The following is a 12,833-nucleotide window of genomic DNA, read 5'->3' as shown; positions in this document are numbered from 1 at the left end:
ATGCGCTGGCTCACCCTCGCCCTCGTCGCGCTGCTCGTGCTGCTGCAGTACCCGCTGTGGCTGGGCAAGGGCGGCTGGCTGAAGGTGTGGGACTACGACCGCCAGCTGGCGCAGCAGCGGGAAGCCAACCGCAAGCTGGAGACGCGCAACGGCGGTCTCGACGCCGAAGTGCGCGACTTGAAGCAGGGCTACGAGGCGATCGAGGAGCGCGCCCGCTTCGAGCTCGGCATGATCAAGCAGGACGAGGTCTTCGTGCAGATCCCCGAACGTCCGGCCGGCAGCCGGCCGGCGGCCGCCCCCGCCCCCGCCCCCGGCGCGGCGAAACCGCCGGAGAAGGCGGCCCGCACGCCGTAGTCGGCCCGCCGTCGCTTCCGATGGCATAATCCCGAACAGATAACGACAAGGTCCGGCGACGCGAAACGCCGGCCGACGAACGGGGGGCCCGATGAGCGATGCGAACTCCTTGGCCGACAGCGACAGTCTCGCCCGCGCCTGGCGCTGGGTCGGCACGCTGACGCTCGCCTACGCCTTCCTCTGGCTGCTCGGCAGCAACACCGAATTCGGCCTGTCGCGCTACCTGCCGCTGCACACGACCGTCGAAACCGTGGCGATCATCGTCGCCATGCTTGCCTTCGGCATCGCCTGGAACGCCCATGCCGAGTCGCGGCCGGGCAACGTGCTGATCATCGGTGCCGCGCTGTTCGGCACCGCGCTGCTCGATTTCGGCCACACCCTCAGCTACCAGGGCATGCCCGAGATGGTGACCCCGGCCAGCCCGCAGAAGGCGATCGTCTTCTGGCTGGCGGCGCGCTACCTGGCGGCGATCGGCCTGCTCGTCGTCGCCCTGCGCGCATGGAAGCCGATGATCGGCGCCTATGCGCGCTACTGGCTGCTGGCCGGCGTGATCGGCTACGTCGCTGTCGTCTACCAGCTGGCGCTGGGCCATCCCGAATCGCTGCCGGCCTTCTTCGTCGCCGGGCAGGGGCTGACGCCGCTGAAGGTCGCCCTCGAATACGGGCTGGTCGGCATCTACGGCGTTGCCGCCTGGCGCTTCCACCGGCAGGCGCGCGCCGGCGCCGGGTTCAACGCCGCCGACCTGTTCGCGGCGGCGGCGATCGCCGCGTTGTCGGAACTGTGTTTCACGCTCTATGCGTCGGTGAGCGACCTGTTCAACATGGCCGGGCACGTCTACAAGATCGTCTGCTACGCCTTCATCTACCGCGCCGTCTTCGTCGACAGCGTGCGGCAGCCCTTCGTCGAGCTGCAGGCGGCGCTGGCCAAGGAGAGGACGCTGGCGCAGGAGCTCAATGCCTTCGTCCGTACCCTCGACCTGCTCGACGAGGCGGTGCTCGAGATCGCCCCCGACGGCCGCATCCTGAGCGCCAACCGCGGCTGGTGGCGGCTGGCCGGCGTTGAGCCGAAGGCCGGCTACTACCTGCCGGAGAGCATCCACGACCAGGACCGCCGCGCCTTCGAGATGAACCTGCAGGGGCTCGCCTCCGGCGACAAGGACGAGTTCCGCGGCCGCCTGCGCTTCCGCACCGCCGGCCGGCCGGAGGCCTGGGTCGAATGCCGGCTGGTCGCCGAGCGCGACGCCGGCGGCCGCCTGCTCAACGCGCGCGGCGTGCTGCGCGACGTGACCAAGGGCTACCTGCAGGAGCGCCATATCGCACACATGGCGATGCACGACGCGCTGACCAACCTGCCCAACCGGGCGCTGCTCGAGGACCGCATCCGCAAGGCGACCGAGCTCGCGCAGCGCAGCGGCCACCGCGTCGCCGTCTGCTTCATCGACATCGATCACTTCAAGAACATCAACGACGCCTACGGGCACAAGGCCGGCGACCTGCTGCTACAGACGCTGGCCGGCGTGATCAAGAAGGTGCTGCGCGAGGGGGACACGCTGGCGCGCTGGGGCGGCGACGAGTTCGTCGTGCTGTTGCCCGAACTGGAGGGCGCCGACGGCGTGCGCCCGATCGCGCAGGCGCTGATCGAGACGATGCGCCAGACCTTCGAGATCGAGGGCGTCGCGCTCAACGCCACCTTCAGCGTCGGCATCTCGCTCTACCCGGACGATGCGGAAGGCGTCGACGACCTGCTGGCGCAGGCCGACCGCGCGATGTTCCACGCCAAGTCGCTGGGCCGCAACACCTTCCAGCTCTACTCGGACATGAGCAACAAGGGGCTCGGCAAGAAGGAGCTCTACATCCAGTCGCGGCTGGCGCAGGCGATCCGCGACGAGCGCATCGGCGTTTGGTTCCAGCCGCTGGTCGCCGCCCGTCCGGCCGCCGACGGCAGCGTCGCGATCGCCGGCTTCGAGGCGCTGGCGCGCTGGCACGACCCGGATTACGGCTGGGTGTCGCCGGCGAGCTTCATCCCGATGGCGGAGAACCTCGGCCTGATCGGCGAGCTCGGCCATCTCGTGCGCCGCCAGGCGCTCGCGCAGTTCCGCCGCTGGCTCGCGCTGCGCCCGGACCTGCACCTGGCGATGAACGTCTCGAAGCGCCAGCTGTTCGCGCCGGATTTCGTCGACGCGCTGCTCGCCGACGTCGAGCAGCACGCGGTGCCGCCGTCGGCGCTGACGCTGGAGGTGACCGAATCGGTGGCGCTGCTCGACGTCGAGTTCGCCGAGGAGCGGCTGCAGCAGATCGTCGCCGCCGGCTTCCGCCTGTCGATCGACGACTTCGGCACCGGCTACGCGTCGCTGTCGCAGCTGCACGAGCTGCCGGTGAGCGAGCTGAAGATCGACATCTCCTTCGTCCGCCGCGTGCATACCGCCGAGGGCGCCCGCGTCGTGCAGGCGATCGTCAGCCTGGCGCAGTCGCTGCGCCTGCGCACCGTCGCCGAAGGCATCGAGGACGAGGCGACCGCGGCGGCGATGCGCCAGCTCGGCGCCGACCTGCTGCAGGGCTACCACTTCGGGCGGCCGGCGCCGGCCGAGGAGATCCGCGTTTAACGGATCACTGGTAGCGCAGCGCCTCGATCGGGTCGAGGCGCGAGGCCTTCCGGGCGGGGTAGAAGCCGAAGAAGATGCCGATGCCGGCGGCGACGGCGAAGGCGACCAGCACTGCGCTGCCCGAAATCACCACCGCCGACTTGGTCACCAGGTTCACCAGCACCGCGCCGCCGATGCCGACGGCGAGGCCGATCAGGCAGCCGGCGACGGAGATGATGATCGCCTCGAGCAGGAACTGCGTCAGGATGTCCTTCTGCCGCGCGCCGATCGCCATGCGGATGCCGATCTCGCGCGTCCGCTCGGTGACCGAGACGAGCATGATGTTCATGATGCCGATGCCGCCGACGAGTAGCGAGACCGAGGCGATGGCGCCGAGCAGCAGCGACATCACGCGCGTCGTCTCCGCCGCCGAGTCGGCGACCGCGGTCAGGTTCCTGAGGAAGAAGTCGTTGTCCTGCCCCTCGCGGAGGCGGTGACGCTGGCGGAGCAGGGCGACCATCGCCTTCTCGACCGCCGGCATCGCCTCGGCCGACGCGGCCTTGACCATGATCATGCGCACCGCGCCCTGGAACGGCGTGCCGAAGACTTTGCGCTGCGCGGTGCTGAGCGGGATGATCAGCATGTCGTCCTGGTCGCGGCCGTCGAGGTTCTGCCCCTTCGGCGCGAGCAGGCCGACGATGACGAAGGGCGTCTGCCCGATGCGGATCGTCTTGCCGACCGGGTTCTCCTCGCCGAACAGGCTGGTCGCCGCGGTGCGCCCGATCAGCGCGACGCGGGTCGCCGAGCGCACGTCCGAGTCCGAGAACGGTGCGCCCTCGACGACGTTCCACGAGCGCACCTCGAAGTAGCTCGACGTCGTCCCGTGCACGAAGGCGTTCCAGTTGGCGGCGCCATGCACCAGCTGCGCCGAGCCGGAATGCACCGGCGCCACCGCGGCGACGCCGTCGAGCTCGGCGATCGCCTCGGCGTCGGCGACGGTCAGCGTCGGTGCGCCGCCGCTGCCGGTGCGCGCGCCGCCGGTCGAGGTGAAGCCGGCGAGGACGACGAACAGGTTGCTGCCCATCGAGTTGATCGTCTGCTGCACCGCCATCTGCGCGCCCTGGCCGATCGCCATCATCAGCACCACGGCGCCGACGCCGATCACCATGCCGAGCATCGTCAGCGCGGTACGCAGGCGGTTGGCGCCCATCGCCATCCACGCTTCATGCAGCATCGCCTTCAGCATGGCCGGGCCTCCGTGCGCCGTGGCGTCGGTTCATCGGCGACGATCTGTCCGTCGCGGAAGCGCACCTGGCGCTCGGCGTGGTCTGCGACGTCGTGCTCGTGCGTGACCAGCACGATGGTGATGCCCTCGCGGTGCAGCGACTCGAACAGCGCCATGATCTCCTCGCTGGTGTGGCTGTCGAGGTTGCCGGTCGGCTCGTCGGCGAGGATCAGGCGCGGCTCGTTGATCAGCGCGCGGGCGATCGCGACGCGCTGCTGCTGGCCGCCGGAGATGCGGTTGGGCAGCGAGGTCGCGTACTGTTCGAGGCCGACCCGGGAGAGCATGCGCCGCGCCCGCTCGCGGCGCGTATGCACGTCGATGCCGGCATAGACCAGCGGCAGCGCGACGTTGTCCTCCAGGCTCATCCGCGGCAGCAGGTTGAAGCCCTGGAAGACGAAGCCGATCGTCCGTCCGCGCAGCGCCGCCAGCTCGTCCGGCGACAGGTGCTCGACGTGGCGGCCGTCGAGGATGTAGTCGCCGCTGCTGGCGCGGTCGAGGCAGCCGAGGATGTTCATGAAGGTCGACTTGCCCGAGCCGGAAGGCCCCATCACCGCGACGAACTCGCCGCGCGCGATGACCAGGTCGACGCCGTTCAGCGCGGGGAAGGGGCCGGCGGCGGTCAGGTAGGACTTGCACAGGCCGGCGACGCGGATCACCGCCTCCGCCATCAGAACATCCTCATGCGGACGCCGCTGGCGCTGCCGGTTTCGGGCGCCGGCATGTTCTCGCCGACGACGACGCGGTCGCCGGCCTTCAGCTCGCCGCCGGTGACTTCGGTGGCGCGGCTGTCGGTGATGCCGGTTGCGACGCTGACCGCCTTCAGCCGGCCGTCGGCGAGCACGTAGACGGTGCCGCTGCCGGCGTCGCGGCGCTTGCCGCGCTTCTCGCCGTCGCCGCGCGGCGCGCCGTTGCCGTTCGCCTCGCGGCCGCCCTCCGGCTTCGCCGCCGGCGTGCTCGGGCGAAAGCGCAGCGCCGCGTTGGGCACGGTCAGCACCTCCTTCTTCTCGGCGACGGCGATGCTGACGTAGGCGGTCATCCCCGGCAGCAGCTGCTGGTCGGGGTTCTCGACCTCGACCACGACGTTGTAGGTGACGACGTTCTGCGTCGTCGTCGGGTTCAGCCGGATCTGCTTGACCGTGCCGTTGAAGCTGCGGTTGGGGAAGGCGTCGACGTTGAAGCGCACCGCCTGGCCGACGCGGATGTTGCCGATGTCGGCCTCGGCGAAGCTGGTGTAGATCTGCATCCGCGTCAGGTCCTGCGCGATCTTGAACAGGACCGGCGTCTGGAAGCTGGCGGCGACGGTCTGGCCGACGTCGATCTGGCGGTCGACGACGACGCCGGAGACCGGCGAGCGGATCACCGCGTAGCCGAGGTTGGCGCGGTCGCGGTCGTTCTGCGCGCGGGCGAGACGCAGCGCGGCCTCGGCCGCCTTCTTCGCCTGCACCGCCTGGTCGAGTTCCTGGCGCGACACGTACTCGTCGGCGAACAGCGTGCGGATGCGCGCCTCGTTGGCGCGGGCGAGGTCGAGCGAGGCGCTGGCGCTGGCGATGTTCGCCTCGCTCTGCTTGGCCGCCGCGGTGTACAGCGCGTCGTCGAGTTCGGCGAGCACCTGGCCGGCCTTGACCACGTCGTTGAAGTCGACGTGCAGCTTCTTCACCGTGCCGGACACCTGGGTGCCGACGTTGACCAGCGTCACCGGGCTCAGCGTGCCGTTCGCCGAGACGTTCTGGACGACGTCGGCGACGCCGGCCTCCTGGAACTTGTAGCGCTGTTCCGGCGACTGCGCGGCGTTCTGCCGCCAGGCGAACCAGCCGGCGCCGGCGGCGAGGACGAGGGAGACGATCAGCAGGGTGCGCAGCGAGAAGAGTTTCATGGCTTTCCGGTGAGAACGGGCAGGATGCCGGTGTCGAGGGCGCCGACCGCTTGCGCCAGCGTCGCGCGCGAGACGTTCCAGTCGTAGGCCGACTGCACGCGCTGCTGGCGAGCCGCAGCGAGCGCGCTCTGCGCCGCGAGCAGGTCGAGGATGCTGCCGACGCCGGCGCGGTAGCGGCCGAGCGCGACGCGCTCCGACTGCTCGGCGGCGGCGAGCAGGTCGGCGGTGCTCTTCAGCGCCTGCGTGGCGGTGAGCACGTTCTGATAGGCCTTCCACACGTCGAGCGCGACCTGCAGGCGCAGGCGGTCGCGCTGCGCGTCCTTCTGCTCGGCCTGCGCTTCGGCGGTGCGCACCTTGTAGGTCTGGCCGAAGCCGGAGAAGAGCGGGATGTTCACGCTGACGCCGATGCTCGACGACTGCGTGGCGAGGCCGCCGTTGTCCTGCCAGGTCGGCGCCGCGCTCAGCGAGATCGTCGGCAGGTGGGCGGCGCGCGTCGCGTCCACGGTGGCGCGCGCCGCCTGCGCCTGCGCCTCGGCGGCGGCGAGGTCGGGGCGGCGGCTGCGCGCTTCGGCGATCAGCGCATCGACGTCGCGTTCGAAGCCGGCCGGCGGCTCGCTCGCGGCGAGCGGCGCCAGCGCCGGCGGCCGGTGCGCGTCGAGGCCGACGGCGTTGGCCAGCGTGCCGCGCGCGTTCTTCAGCTCGCCGTCGGCGCGGATGCGCACCAGCGTCGCCTGCGACAGCGCCGTCTGCGCCTGCAGGCGGTCGGCCGGCGTCGCGCTGCCGGCGCGGTAGCGGGCCTCGGCGGCGGCCAGGCTCTCGCGCGCCGATGTTTCCGACTGCTCGGCGGCATCCACCGCCGCCTGCTGCGCATGCACCTGGTAGAAGGCCTGCAGCGCGGCGAGGAAGACCGCCTGCGTCGCGACGTCCTGCGTCGCGACGGCGGCGGCGAGCAGCTGGCGGGCGCTCTCCAGCGTCGCGTCGCGCGCGCCGAAGTCGTAGAGCAGCCAGGAGAAGGCGAGGCTGCCGCTATTCACCGTGGCGCGGGTCGCGACCTTGTCCTCGACGTCGGTGCGCACGCGGCTGCTGCCGAGCGTCGCGTTCAGCGTCGGCAGATACGCGGCGCGGGCGACGCCGACGGCGCCGGCCTGCGCGCGCGCGGCGGCCCAGGCCTCGCGCGTCTGCGGGTTGTTGCACAGCGCCAGGTCGACCACCTCGGCGAGGCCGAGCGCACCGGCCGCCGGCGCGCGCGCGCAGGGTAGCGGCGCGATGCCGGCTGCGGTGGCGAACGGGTCGGCGGCGTGGCCGGTGCCGGTGAGCGCGGCGGCGAGGACGGCGGCGGTGATCAGGGCGGGGCGGAACATGCGTGGCGGCTGGCGCGAAAGTACGGCGGAGTATAGCTTGGCCGGGCCGGCGGCCGTGTACCGCAATGTATCGTGCGCGGCCCCGGCCGGGTGGCCGGGAGCGGCACCCGAGCAGCGCTCAGGCCGCGAGGATCTGCCGCGCGACGGCGGCGATGCCGGCCGGCGACAGATCCGGCGCGGCGACCGTCCGCGGTTCGCCGTAGCCGCTGTAGTTGCGGTTCTGCGAGCGCTCGTAGAGCGGGTCGTAGTGATCGGCGAGCAGCTCCTCGACCAGCTCCGGCCAGCGGCCGGCGTTGGCGTAGTCCTGCCAGCGGGCGACCGTCTCGCCGCCGCGCAAGTCCTTCAGCGCGGCGAGCCGGCTGTTCAGCCAGGCCGGGTCGTTCAGGAAATAGTCGTAGTCGCGCAGCAGGAAGGCGACGCGTGCGGCGCGCGGCGCCTCGATGCCGACGCACTGGCCGGCGCGCATCGTCTCGATCATCGCCTCCGGGACCTGCAGGCGGCCGATCTTGCGGCTCTCCGCCTCGACGTAGACCGGGCGGGCCGCATCCAGCCCGCGCAGCGCCTGCAACAGCTGCGACTCGAACATCTTCTGCGAGGGCTGCGGCTGGCCGGGCAGCACGCCGAGCACCGAGCCCTTGTGGCAGGCGAGCGCCTCGAGGTCGACGATCTGCCCACCGAGGCGGCCGATCTCCTGCAGGATGCGGCTCTTGCCGCTGCCGGTGGCGCCGCAGACGACGCGGAAATCGAAGCGCCGCGGCAGTTCGCCGAGTTCGGCGACGACCTGCTGCCGGTAGGCCTTGTAGCCGCCTTCGAGCTGGCAGGCGTGCCAGCCGATCTGGCGGAAGATGGTGACCATCGCGCCGCTGCGCTGGCCGCCGCGCCAGCAATAGACCAGCGGCCGCCAATCCCGCGGCCGGTCGAGGAAGCGTTCTTCGAGGTGGCGGGCGATGTTGCGCGCGACCAGCGCCGCGCCGCGCTTCTTCGCCTCGAATGGCGACACCTGCTTGTAGATCGTGCCGATCTCGGCGCGCTCGTCGTTGGACAGCACCGGGCAGCTGATCGCGCCGGGAATGTGGTCGTCGGCGAATTCCGCCGGCGAGCGGACGTCGATGATGTCGCTGAACGGGGTACTGGTGAGCTTGTCGATGGACAGCAGGTACGAGGGGCCGGATTTCATGGCCGCTATTTTAGCAGTGGCGCCAGCCCTTCCCAGACGTTGTCGAGCAGGCGCGGCTGCGCCGCCGCGGTCGGGTGCAGCGCGTCGGGCTGGAAGAGTGCGGGCTGGTCGGCGATGCCGTCGAGCAGGAAGGGCACCAGCGGCGTCTTCTCCCGCTGCGCCAGCGTGCGGAAGCTCTGCGCGAACTCGTCGGCGTAGGCGCCGTAGTTCGGCGGCAGGCGCATGCCGACCAGCAGCACCTGCGCCTTCGCCCGTTTCGCCGCGGCGACGATGCCGGCGAGGTTGTCGCGCATGCCGGCGAGCGGCAGGCCGCGCAGGCCGTCGTTGGCGCCGAGCGCGACGACCACCACCGCCGGCTTGTGGCGGGCGAGCGCCTCGGCGATACGGCTGCGGCCGCCGCTGGTGGTCTCGCCGGAGATGCTGGCATTGACGACGCTATAATCGAGACGCCGCTCGGCAAGGCGTTTCTGCAACAGCGCCGGCCAGGCGGCGTCCTGGCGGATGCCGAAGCCGGCCGACAGCGAGTCGCCGTAGACCAGGATGGTCCGCGCTGCGTGTGCGGCCGGAGCGAGCAGAACGAAGGCGAAGAGAACCAGCAGACGAAGCGTGGAGCGCATGGACGATACGGCGGCGGAAACGGAAGTGGTCAGGGTCGAAGGATTGGGCAAGCAGGTCGACAGCGGCGGCGAGCCGCTGGTCATTCTGCACGAGATTTCGTTCGCCGTGGCGCCCGGCGAGACGGTCGCCATTGTCGGCGCCTCCGGCTCCGGCAAATCGACGCTGCTCGGCCTGCTCGCCGGCCTCGATCTGCCGACCGCCGGCAGCGTCCGCCTCGACGGCCGCGACATCACGACGCTCGACGAGGACGCGCGCGCCGTGCTGCGCGGGCAGATGCTCGGCTTCGTCTTCCAGTCCTTCCAGCTTTTGCCCTCGCTCACCGCGCTCGAGAACGTGATGCTGCCGCTCGAGCTGGCCGGCCAGCGCTCCGCCGGCGGCGAGGCGCGCGGCTGGCTGGAACGGGTCGGTCTCGCGCACCGCCTCGGCCACTATCCGAAGCACCTCTCCGGCGGCGAACAGCAGCGCGTCGCGCTCGCCCGCGCCTTCGCCCCCGGCCCGAAGCTGATCCTCGCCGACGAGCCGACCGGCAACCTCGACGCCGCCACCGGCCACCAGATCATCGACCTGATGTTCGCGATCAACGCCGAGCGCGGCACGACGCTGATCCTCGTCACCCACGACGAGGAGATCGCCGCCCGCTGCGGGCGCCGCTTGCGCATGCATGCGGGACGGATGGAGAATCTCGACTAGCCAACCGAAGAGGGGCTCGGCCATGCACGATGACGGACACTGGCTCAATGCCGACCGACTGCGCGGTTATCCGCGCCTGTTCATCGTGCTCTACGTGTTGTTTTGCATCGGCTGGGGGCTCGCTGCGACGGGGATGATGGACCCGTTCGGCAAGCCGATCGGCTACGACTTCATGACCTTCTGGTCGGCTTCGCGCATCGCGCTCGACGGTGCGCCGGTCGCCGCTTACGACCCGACCAAGATCTTTGCTGTACAGCAGGGCGCGGTGCCGACGCTGGGCATGGTCTTCCTGTGGCATTACCCGCCGACCTTCTACCTGGTCGTGCTGCCGCTGTCGCTGCTGCCGTACTTCTGGTCTTACGTCGTCTTCGTCGCGGCCACGCTGGGCGTCTATTGGGGCGTCGTCCGCCGGATCGCCGCGCCGGCCGGCGCCGGTATGCTGTTCCTCGCCTTTCCGGGAGTGTTCGTCAATGCCTTCCACGGGCAGAACGCCTTCCTCACCGGCGCGCTGCTCGGCGCCACGCTGCTGTTGCTCGAGCGACGGCCGGTGCTCGCCGGTATTTGCGCCGGCCTGCTCGCGATCAAGCCACATTTGGCGGTGTTGCTGCCGATCGCCTTCATCTGCATGGGTGCCTGGCGGGCGCTGTTCGCTGCGGTGCTGACCGCGCTGGCGTTCCTCGGCGTCAGTGTCGTCGTGCTCGGCGACGCCACGCTGACGGCCTTCGTCGGCAATCTCAAGCTGGTACGTCTGATCATGGAGGCCGGCTGGCTGCCGTGGCCGAAGATGCCGACGCTGTTCGCGCTCGCCAAGCTGCTCGGCGCGCCGACGCTGTTCGCTTATGCGCTGCAGGCGATCGGCGCGCTGGCCGCGATCGCCTGCGTGACCTGGATCTGGTGGCAGAGGATCGATTACGGACTGAAGGCGGCAGCGTTGGTCAGCGGCACGCTGCTGGTCAGTCCCTATCTGTTCGACTATGACCTCGCGCTGATGGCACTGCCGATCGCCTGGTGCGGCATGCATGGCCTGCGCCACGGCTGGCTTCCGCGGGAGCGCGAGATTCTGGTGTTGTGCTGGGCGTGGCCGGCGATGGTGGCGCCGCTGACCGGCGGCATCTATCTGCAGCTTGCGCCGTTCGTCACCGCTGCCATGCTCTGGATGGTCTGGCGCCGCGCTCGGGAAGCGGCGATGATGCTGGCGCATAGTAATGTTGGTTCGAGCAGCGGCGACGATGATCGTGTCGGCCCCTTGGTATTTGTGCCGGCAACGTCCACATGCCGCGAACTGGCGTCGTCTAAACGAAGCTGCGAAACGGAAAATCGTCCATGCCCCTAGTTCCCTGCCGCGCCTGCGGCCACACCGTCGACACCTCGGCGCAGGCCTGTCCGGGCTGCGGCGCCACCGATCCGGGCCGGAAGATCAGCCGGCAGCAGCGCGAACTGCGGTCCTTGCTGGTTCAGCTGACGGTCGCGCTGCTGCTGTTCGGCGGCGGCGCCTGGTATCTCTGGCACGAGTACATGCCGACGATCAAGGCGGCGCTGGTCAAGCAGAACCAGGGTTGATCATTTCCCGGCGAGCACCGCGCGGGCGGCGGCGACGCCGCTCCTGACCGCGCCTTCGATGGTCGCCGGATATTCGCTGCAAGTATAGTCGCCGGCCAGCCACAGGCCGCGCTCGGCGGTCTCGCAGCCCGGGCGGGGCAGGTCCGGGCGGCAGCGGAAGGTGGCGCGGCGTTCGCGGATGCTGCGCTGCCAGCGCGGCGGCGGCAGCGGGCCGAGCGCCGCGCACAGTTCGGCGTGCAGCGTCGCCGCCAGTTCGTCGTCGGTCAGCGTCTCCCAGCCGCCTTCGGCGGAGAGGACGAAGGCGAGCAGGCCGGCGGGACCGCCCTGGCTGCTGCGGTCGAAGACCCACTGTCCGAGCGGGCCGGTCAGCCCGAGCATGGGGAAGGGCAGACGCACCGCTTCCGGGTAGGCGAGGTAGACGGTGGCGATCGGCTCGTAGTCGTAGTCGGCGATCTGGCGCAGCAGCGGCTCGTGCGCGGGGCGCGAGACGAGCAGCGCCGGCACGTGCTGCGGCGCGACGGCGAGAACCACCTGATCGACCTGCCGGCCGTCGACCTGCCAGCCGTTGCCCTGGCGCTGCAGGTCGCGGACGCGGTGCGCGCAGCGGATTTCGCTGCCCTTCTCGGTGAGGTAGTGCGCCGCGTGTTCGGGAAAGATCCGGCCGAGGTCGCTGCGCTGCAGCAGCAGGTCGGTGGCGCCGCGCGGGCCGCCCAGGCTGTCGCGCAGCACGTTGGCGAAGATCTGCGCCGAGGCGCGCTGCGGGGCGGTGTTGAGCGCGGCGAGGCAGAGCGGTTCCCACAGGAAGCGGCGGATCGCGCCGTGCTGACGGTGGGCGTCCAGCCAGGCGGCGACGGTGGTGTCGCGGCGCAGGCGGAAGCCGTCGAGCTTCAGTCGCTGCATGAACAGCGCCGCCGACAGCTTGTCGCGCAGGCTTGCGCTTTCCGCAGCGAGCAGGCCGGCGGCGAGGTGCCAGGGCGGCGGCAACTCGGGCAGGCGCAGGCGGAAGGCGCCGGGATAATCGAGGCGCAGCGGCAGGCGCCAGAACAATTGCGCCGGGTCGGCGCCGGTCCGCCCGATCAGGCGCAGTGTCTCGGCGTAGGCGCCGACGAGCAGGTGCTGGCCATTGTCGACCAGGCGGCCGTCGAGTTCCACGCTGCGCGCGCGCCCGCCGAGCCGCCGCGAGGCCTCGAACACGACCACCGGGCGGCCGGCGGCGGCGAGCTCGACGGCGCAGGCGAGGCCGGCCCAGCCGGCGCCGATGACAGCGACCTGTCCGAAGCCGCTCACCTCAGGCCTTTCGCCGGGCCGCGCCCCGAAGGAAGCCCCCTTGGGGC

11 protein-coding genes and 1 pseudogene are annotated in these 12,833 nt (G+C 70.9%); 5 read left to right on the top strand and 7 right to left on the bottom strand.

Annotated elements, in window-relative coordinates:
- Positions 1–270 (top strand): annotated as a pseudogene (ftsB, locus tag IWH25_RS14420) (cell division protein FtsB); the annotation flags it as partial.
- Positions 271–445: 175 nt separating this feature from the next.
- Positions 446–2,956 (top strand): bifunctional diguanylate cyclase/phosphodiesterase, encoded by a 2,511-nt coding sequence (locus tag IWH25_RS14415; RefSeq protein WP_203386464.1) that lies wholly within the window; start codon positions 446–448, stop codon positions 2,954–2,956.
- 4 nt (positions 2,957–2,960) lie between these two features.
- On the opposite strand, the gene IWH25_RS14410 is transcribed toward IWH25_RS14415, so the two are convergent.
- From IWH25_RS14410 to IWH25_RS14385, 6 genes are all read right to left on the bottom strand, one after another.
- The gene (locus tag IWH25_RS14410; protein ID WP_203386463.1) at positions 2,961–4,181 is read right to left on the bottom strand and encodes an ABC transporter permease; all 1,221 of its coding nucleotides are present in this window, start codon (positions 4,179–4,181) and stop codon (positions 2,961–2,963) included.
- The gene (locus IWH25_RS14405) at positions 4,175–4,888 is read right to left on the bottom strand and encodes an ABC transporter ATP-binding protein (protein ID WP_275403819.1); all 714 of its coding nucleotides are present in this window, start codon (positions 4,886–4,888) and stop codon (positions 4,175–4,177) included. The genes IWH25_RS14410 and IWH25_RS14405 overlap by 7 nt, the downstream gene beginning before the upstream one ends.
- A complete protein-coding gene (locus IWH25_RS14400; RefSeq protein ID WP_203386462.1) occupies positions 4,888–6,093 on the bottom strand; it encodes an efflux RND transporter periplasmic adaptor subunit in 1,206 nt (401 codons plus the stop codon). Before IWH25_RS14400 ends, IWH25_RS14405 begins: the two co-directional genes overlap by 1 nt.
- Positions 6,090–7,454: a TolC family protein gene (locus IWH25_RS14395; RefSeq protein ID WP_203386461.1), complete on the bottom strand. Its 1,365-nt coding sequence runs from the start codon at positions 7,452–7,454 to the stop codon at positions 6,090–6,092. The genes IWH25_RS14400 and IWH25_RS14395 overlap by 4 nt, the downstream gene beginning before the upstream one ends.
- Before the next feature lie 118 nt (positions 7,455–7,572).
- A complete protein-coding gene (gene mnmH, locus IWH25_RS14390) occupies positions 7,573–8,631 on the bottom strand; it encodes a tRNA 2-selenouridine(34) synthase MnmH (protein ID WP_203386460.1) in 1,059 nt (352 codons plus the stop codon).
- A 5-nt stretch (positions 8,632–8,636) separates the two neighbouring features.
- The gene (locus tag IWH25_RS14385) at positions 8,637–9,248 is read right to left on the bottom strand and encodes an arylesterase (protein WP_203386459.1); all 612 of its coding nucleotides are present in this window, start codon (positions 9,246–9,248) and stop codon (positions 8,637–8,639) included.
- On the opposite strand from IWH25_RS14385, the gene IWH25_RS14380 reads away from it, so the two are divergent.
- The 3 genes from IWH25_RS14380 to IWH25_RS14370 are packed head-to-tail and all read left to right on the top strand — an operon-like array spanning position 9,247 to position 11,499.
- The gene (locus IWH25_RS14380; protein WP_203389263.1) at positions 9,247–9,939 is read left to right on the top strand and encodes an ABC transporter ATP-binding protein; all 693 of its coding nucleotides are present in this window, start codon (positions 9,247–9,249) and stop codon (positions 9,937–9,939) included. The two genes, IWH25_RS14385 and IWH25_RS14380, sit on opposite strands and share 2 nt — an antisense overlap.
- 22 nt (positions 9,940–9,961) lie before the next feature.
- Positions 9,962–11,272 carry a glycosyltransferase family 87 protein gene (locus IWH25_RS14375; RefSeq protein ID WP_203386458.1) on the top strand — a complete coding sequence of 437 codons (1,311 nt, stop codon included), beginning with the start codon at positions 9,962–9,964 and terminating at the stop codon, positions 11,270–11,272.
- Entirely contained in the window at positions 11,263–11,499 is a 237-nt protein-coding gene (locus IWH25_RS14370; RefSeq protein ID WP_203386457.1) for an FmdB family zinc ribbon protein, read from the top strand. The genes IWH25_RS14375 and IWH25_RS14370 overlap by 10 nt, the downstream gene beginning before the upstream one ends.
- On the opposite strand, the gene hpnE is transcribed toward IWH25_RS14370, so the two are convergent.
- Positions 11,500–12,786, bottom strand: a complete 1,287-nt coding sequence (gene hpnE, locus IWH25_RS14365; protein WP_238998912.1) for a hydroxysqualene dehydroxylase HpnE — start codon at positions 12,784–12,786, stop codon at positions 11,500–11,502.
- Between the last annotated feature and the right edge of the window lie 47 nt (positions 12,787–12,833).

Source organism: Azospira restricta (assembly GCF_016858125.1).
Classification (GTDB): domain Bacteria; phylum Pseudomonadota; class Gammaproteobacteria; order Burkholderiales; family Rhodocyclaceae; genus Proximibacter; species Proximibacter restrictus.
This window is presented reverse-complemented; position numbering and strand designations above follow the sequence as displayed.

Bases quoted from the DNA above. Each gene is read 5' to 3' on its own strand.
- IWH25_RS14415 (WP_203386464.1), top strand. From the start codon at position 446: ATGAGCGATGCGAACTCCTTGGCCGACAGCGACAGTCTCGCCCGCGCC.
- IWH25_RS14410 (WP_203386463.1), bottom strand. From the start codon at position 4,181: ATGCTGAAGGCGATGCTGCATGAAGCGTGGATGGCGATGGGCGCCAAC.
- IWH25_RS14405 (WP_275403819.1), bottom strand. From the start codon at position 4,888: ATGGCGGAGGCGGTGATCCGCGTCGCCGGCCTGTGCAAGTCCTACCTG.
- IWH25_RS14400 (WP_203386462.1), bottom strand. From the start codon at position 6,093: ATGAAACTCTTCTCGCTGCGCACCCTGCTGATCGTCTCCCTCGTCCTC.
- IWH25_RS14395 (WP_203386461.1), bottom strand. From the start codon at position 7,454: ATGTTCCGCCCCGCCCTGATCACCGCCGCCGTCCTCGCCGCCGCGCTC.
- mnmH (WP_203386460.1), bottom strand. From the start codon at position 8,631: ATGAAATCCGGCCCCTCGTACCTGCTGTCCATCGACAAGCTCACCAGT.
- IWH25_RS14380 (WP_203389263.1), top strand. From the start codon at position 9,247: ATGGACGATACGGCGGCGGAAACGGAAGTGGTCAGGGTCGAAGGATTG.
- IWH25_RS14385 (WP_203386459.1), bottom strand. From the start codon at position 9,248: ATGCGCTCCACGCTTCGTCTGCTGGTTCTCTTCGCCTTCGTTCTGCTC.
- IWH25_RS14375 (WP_203386458.1), top strand. From the start codon at position 9,962: ATGCACGATGACGGACACTGGCTCAATGCCGACCGACTGCGCGGTTAT.
- IWH25_RS14370 (WP_203386457.1), top strand. From the start codon at position 11,263: ATGCCCCTAGTTCCCTGCCGCGCCTGCGGCCACACCGTCGACACCTCG.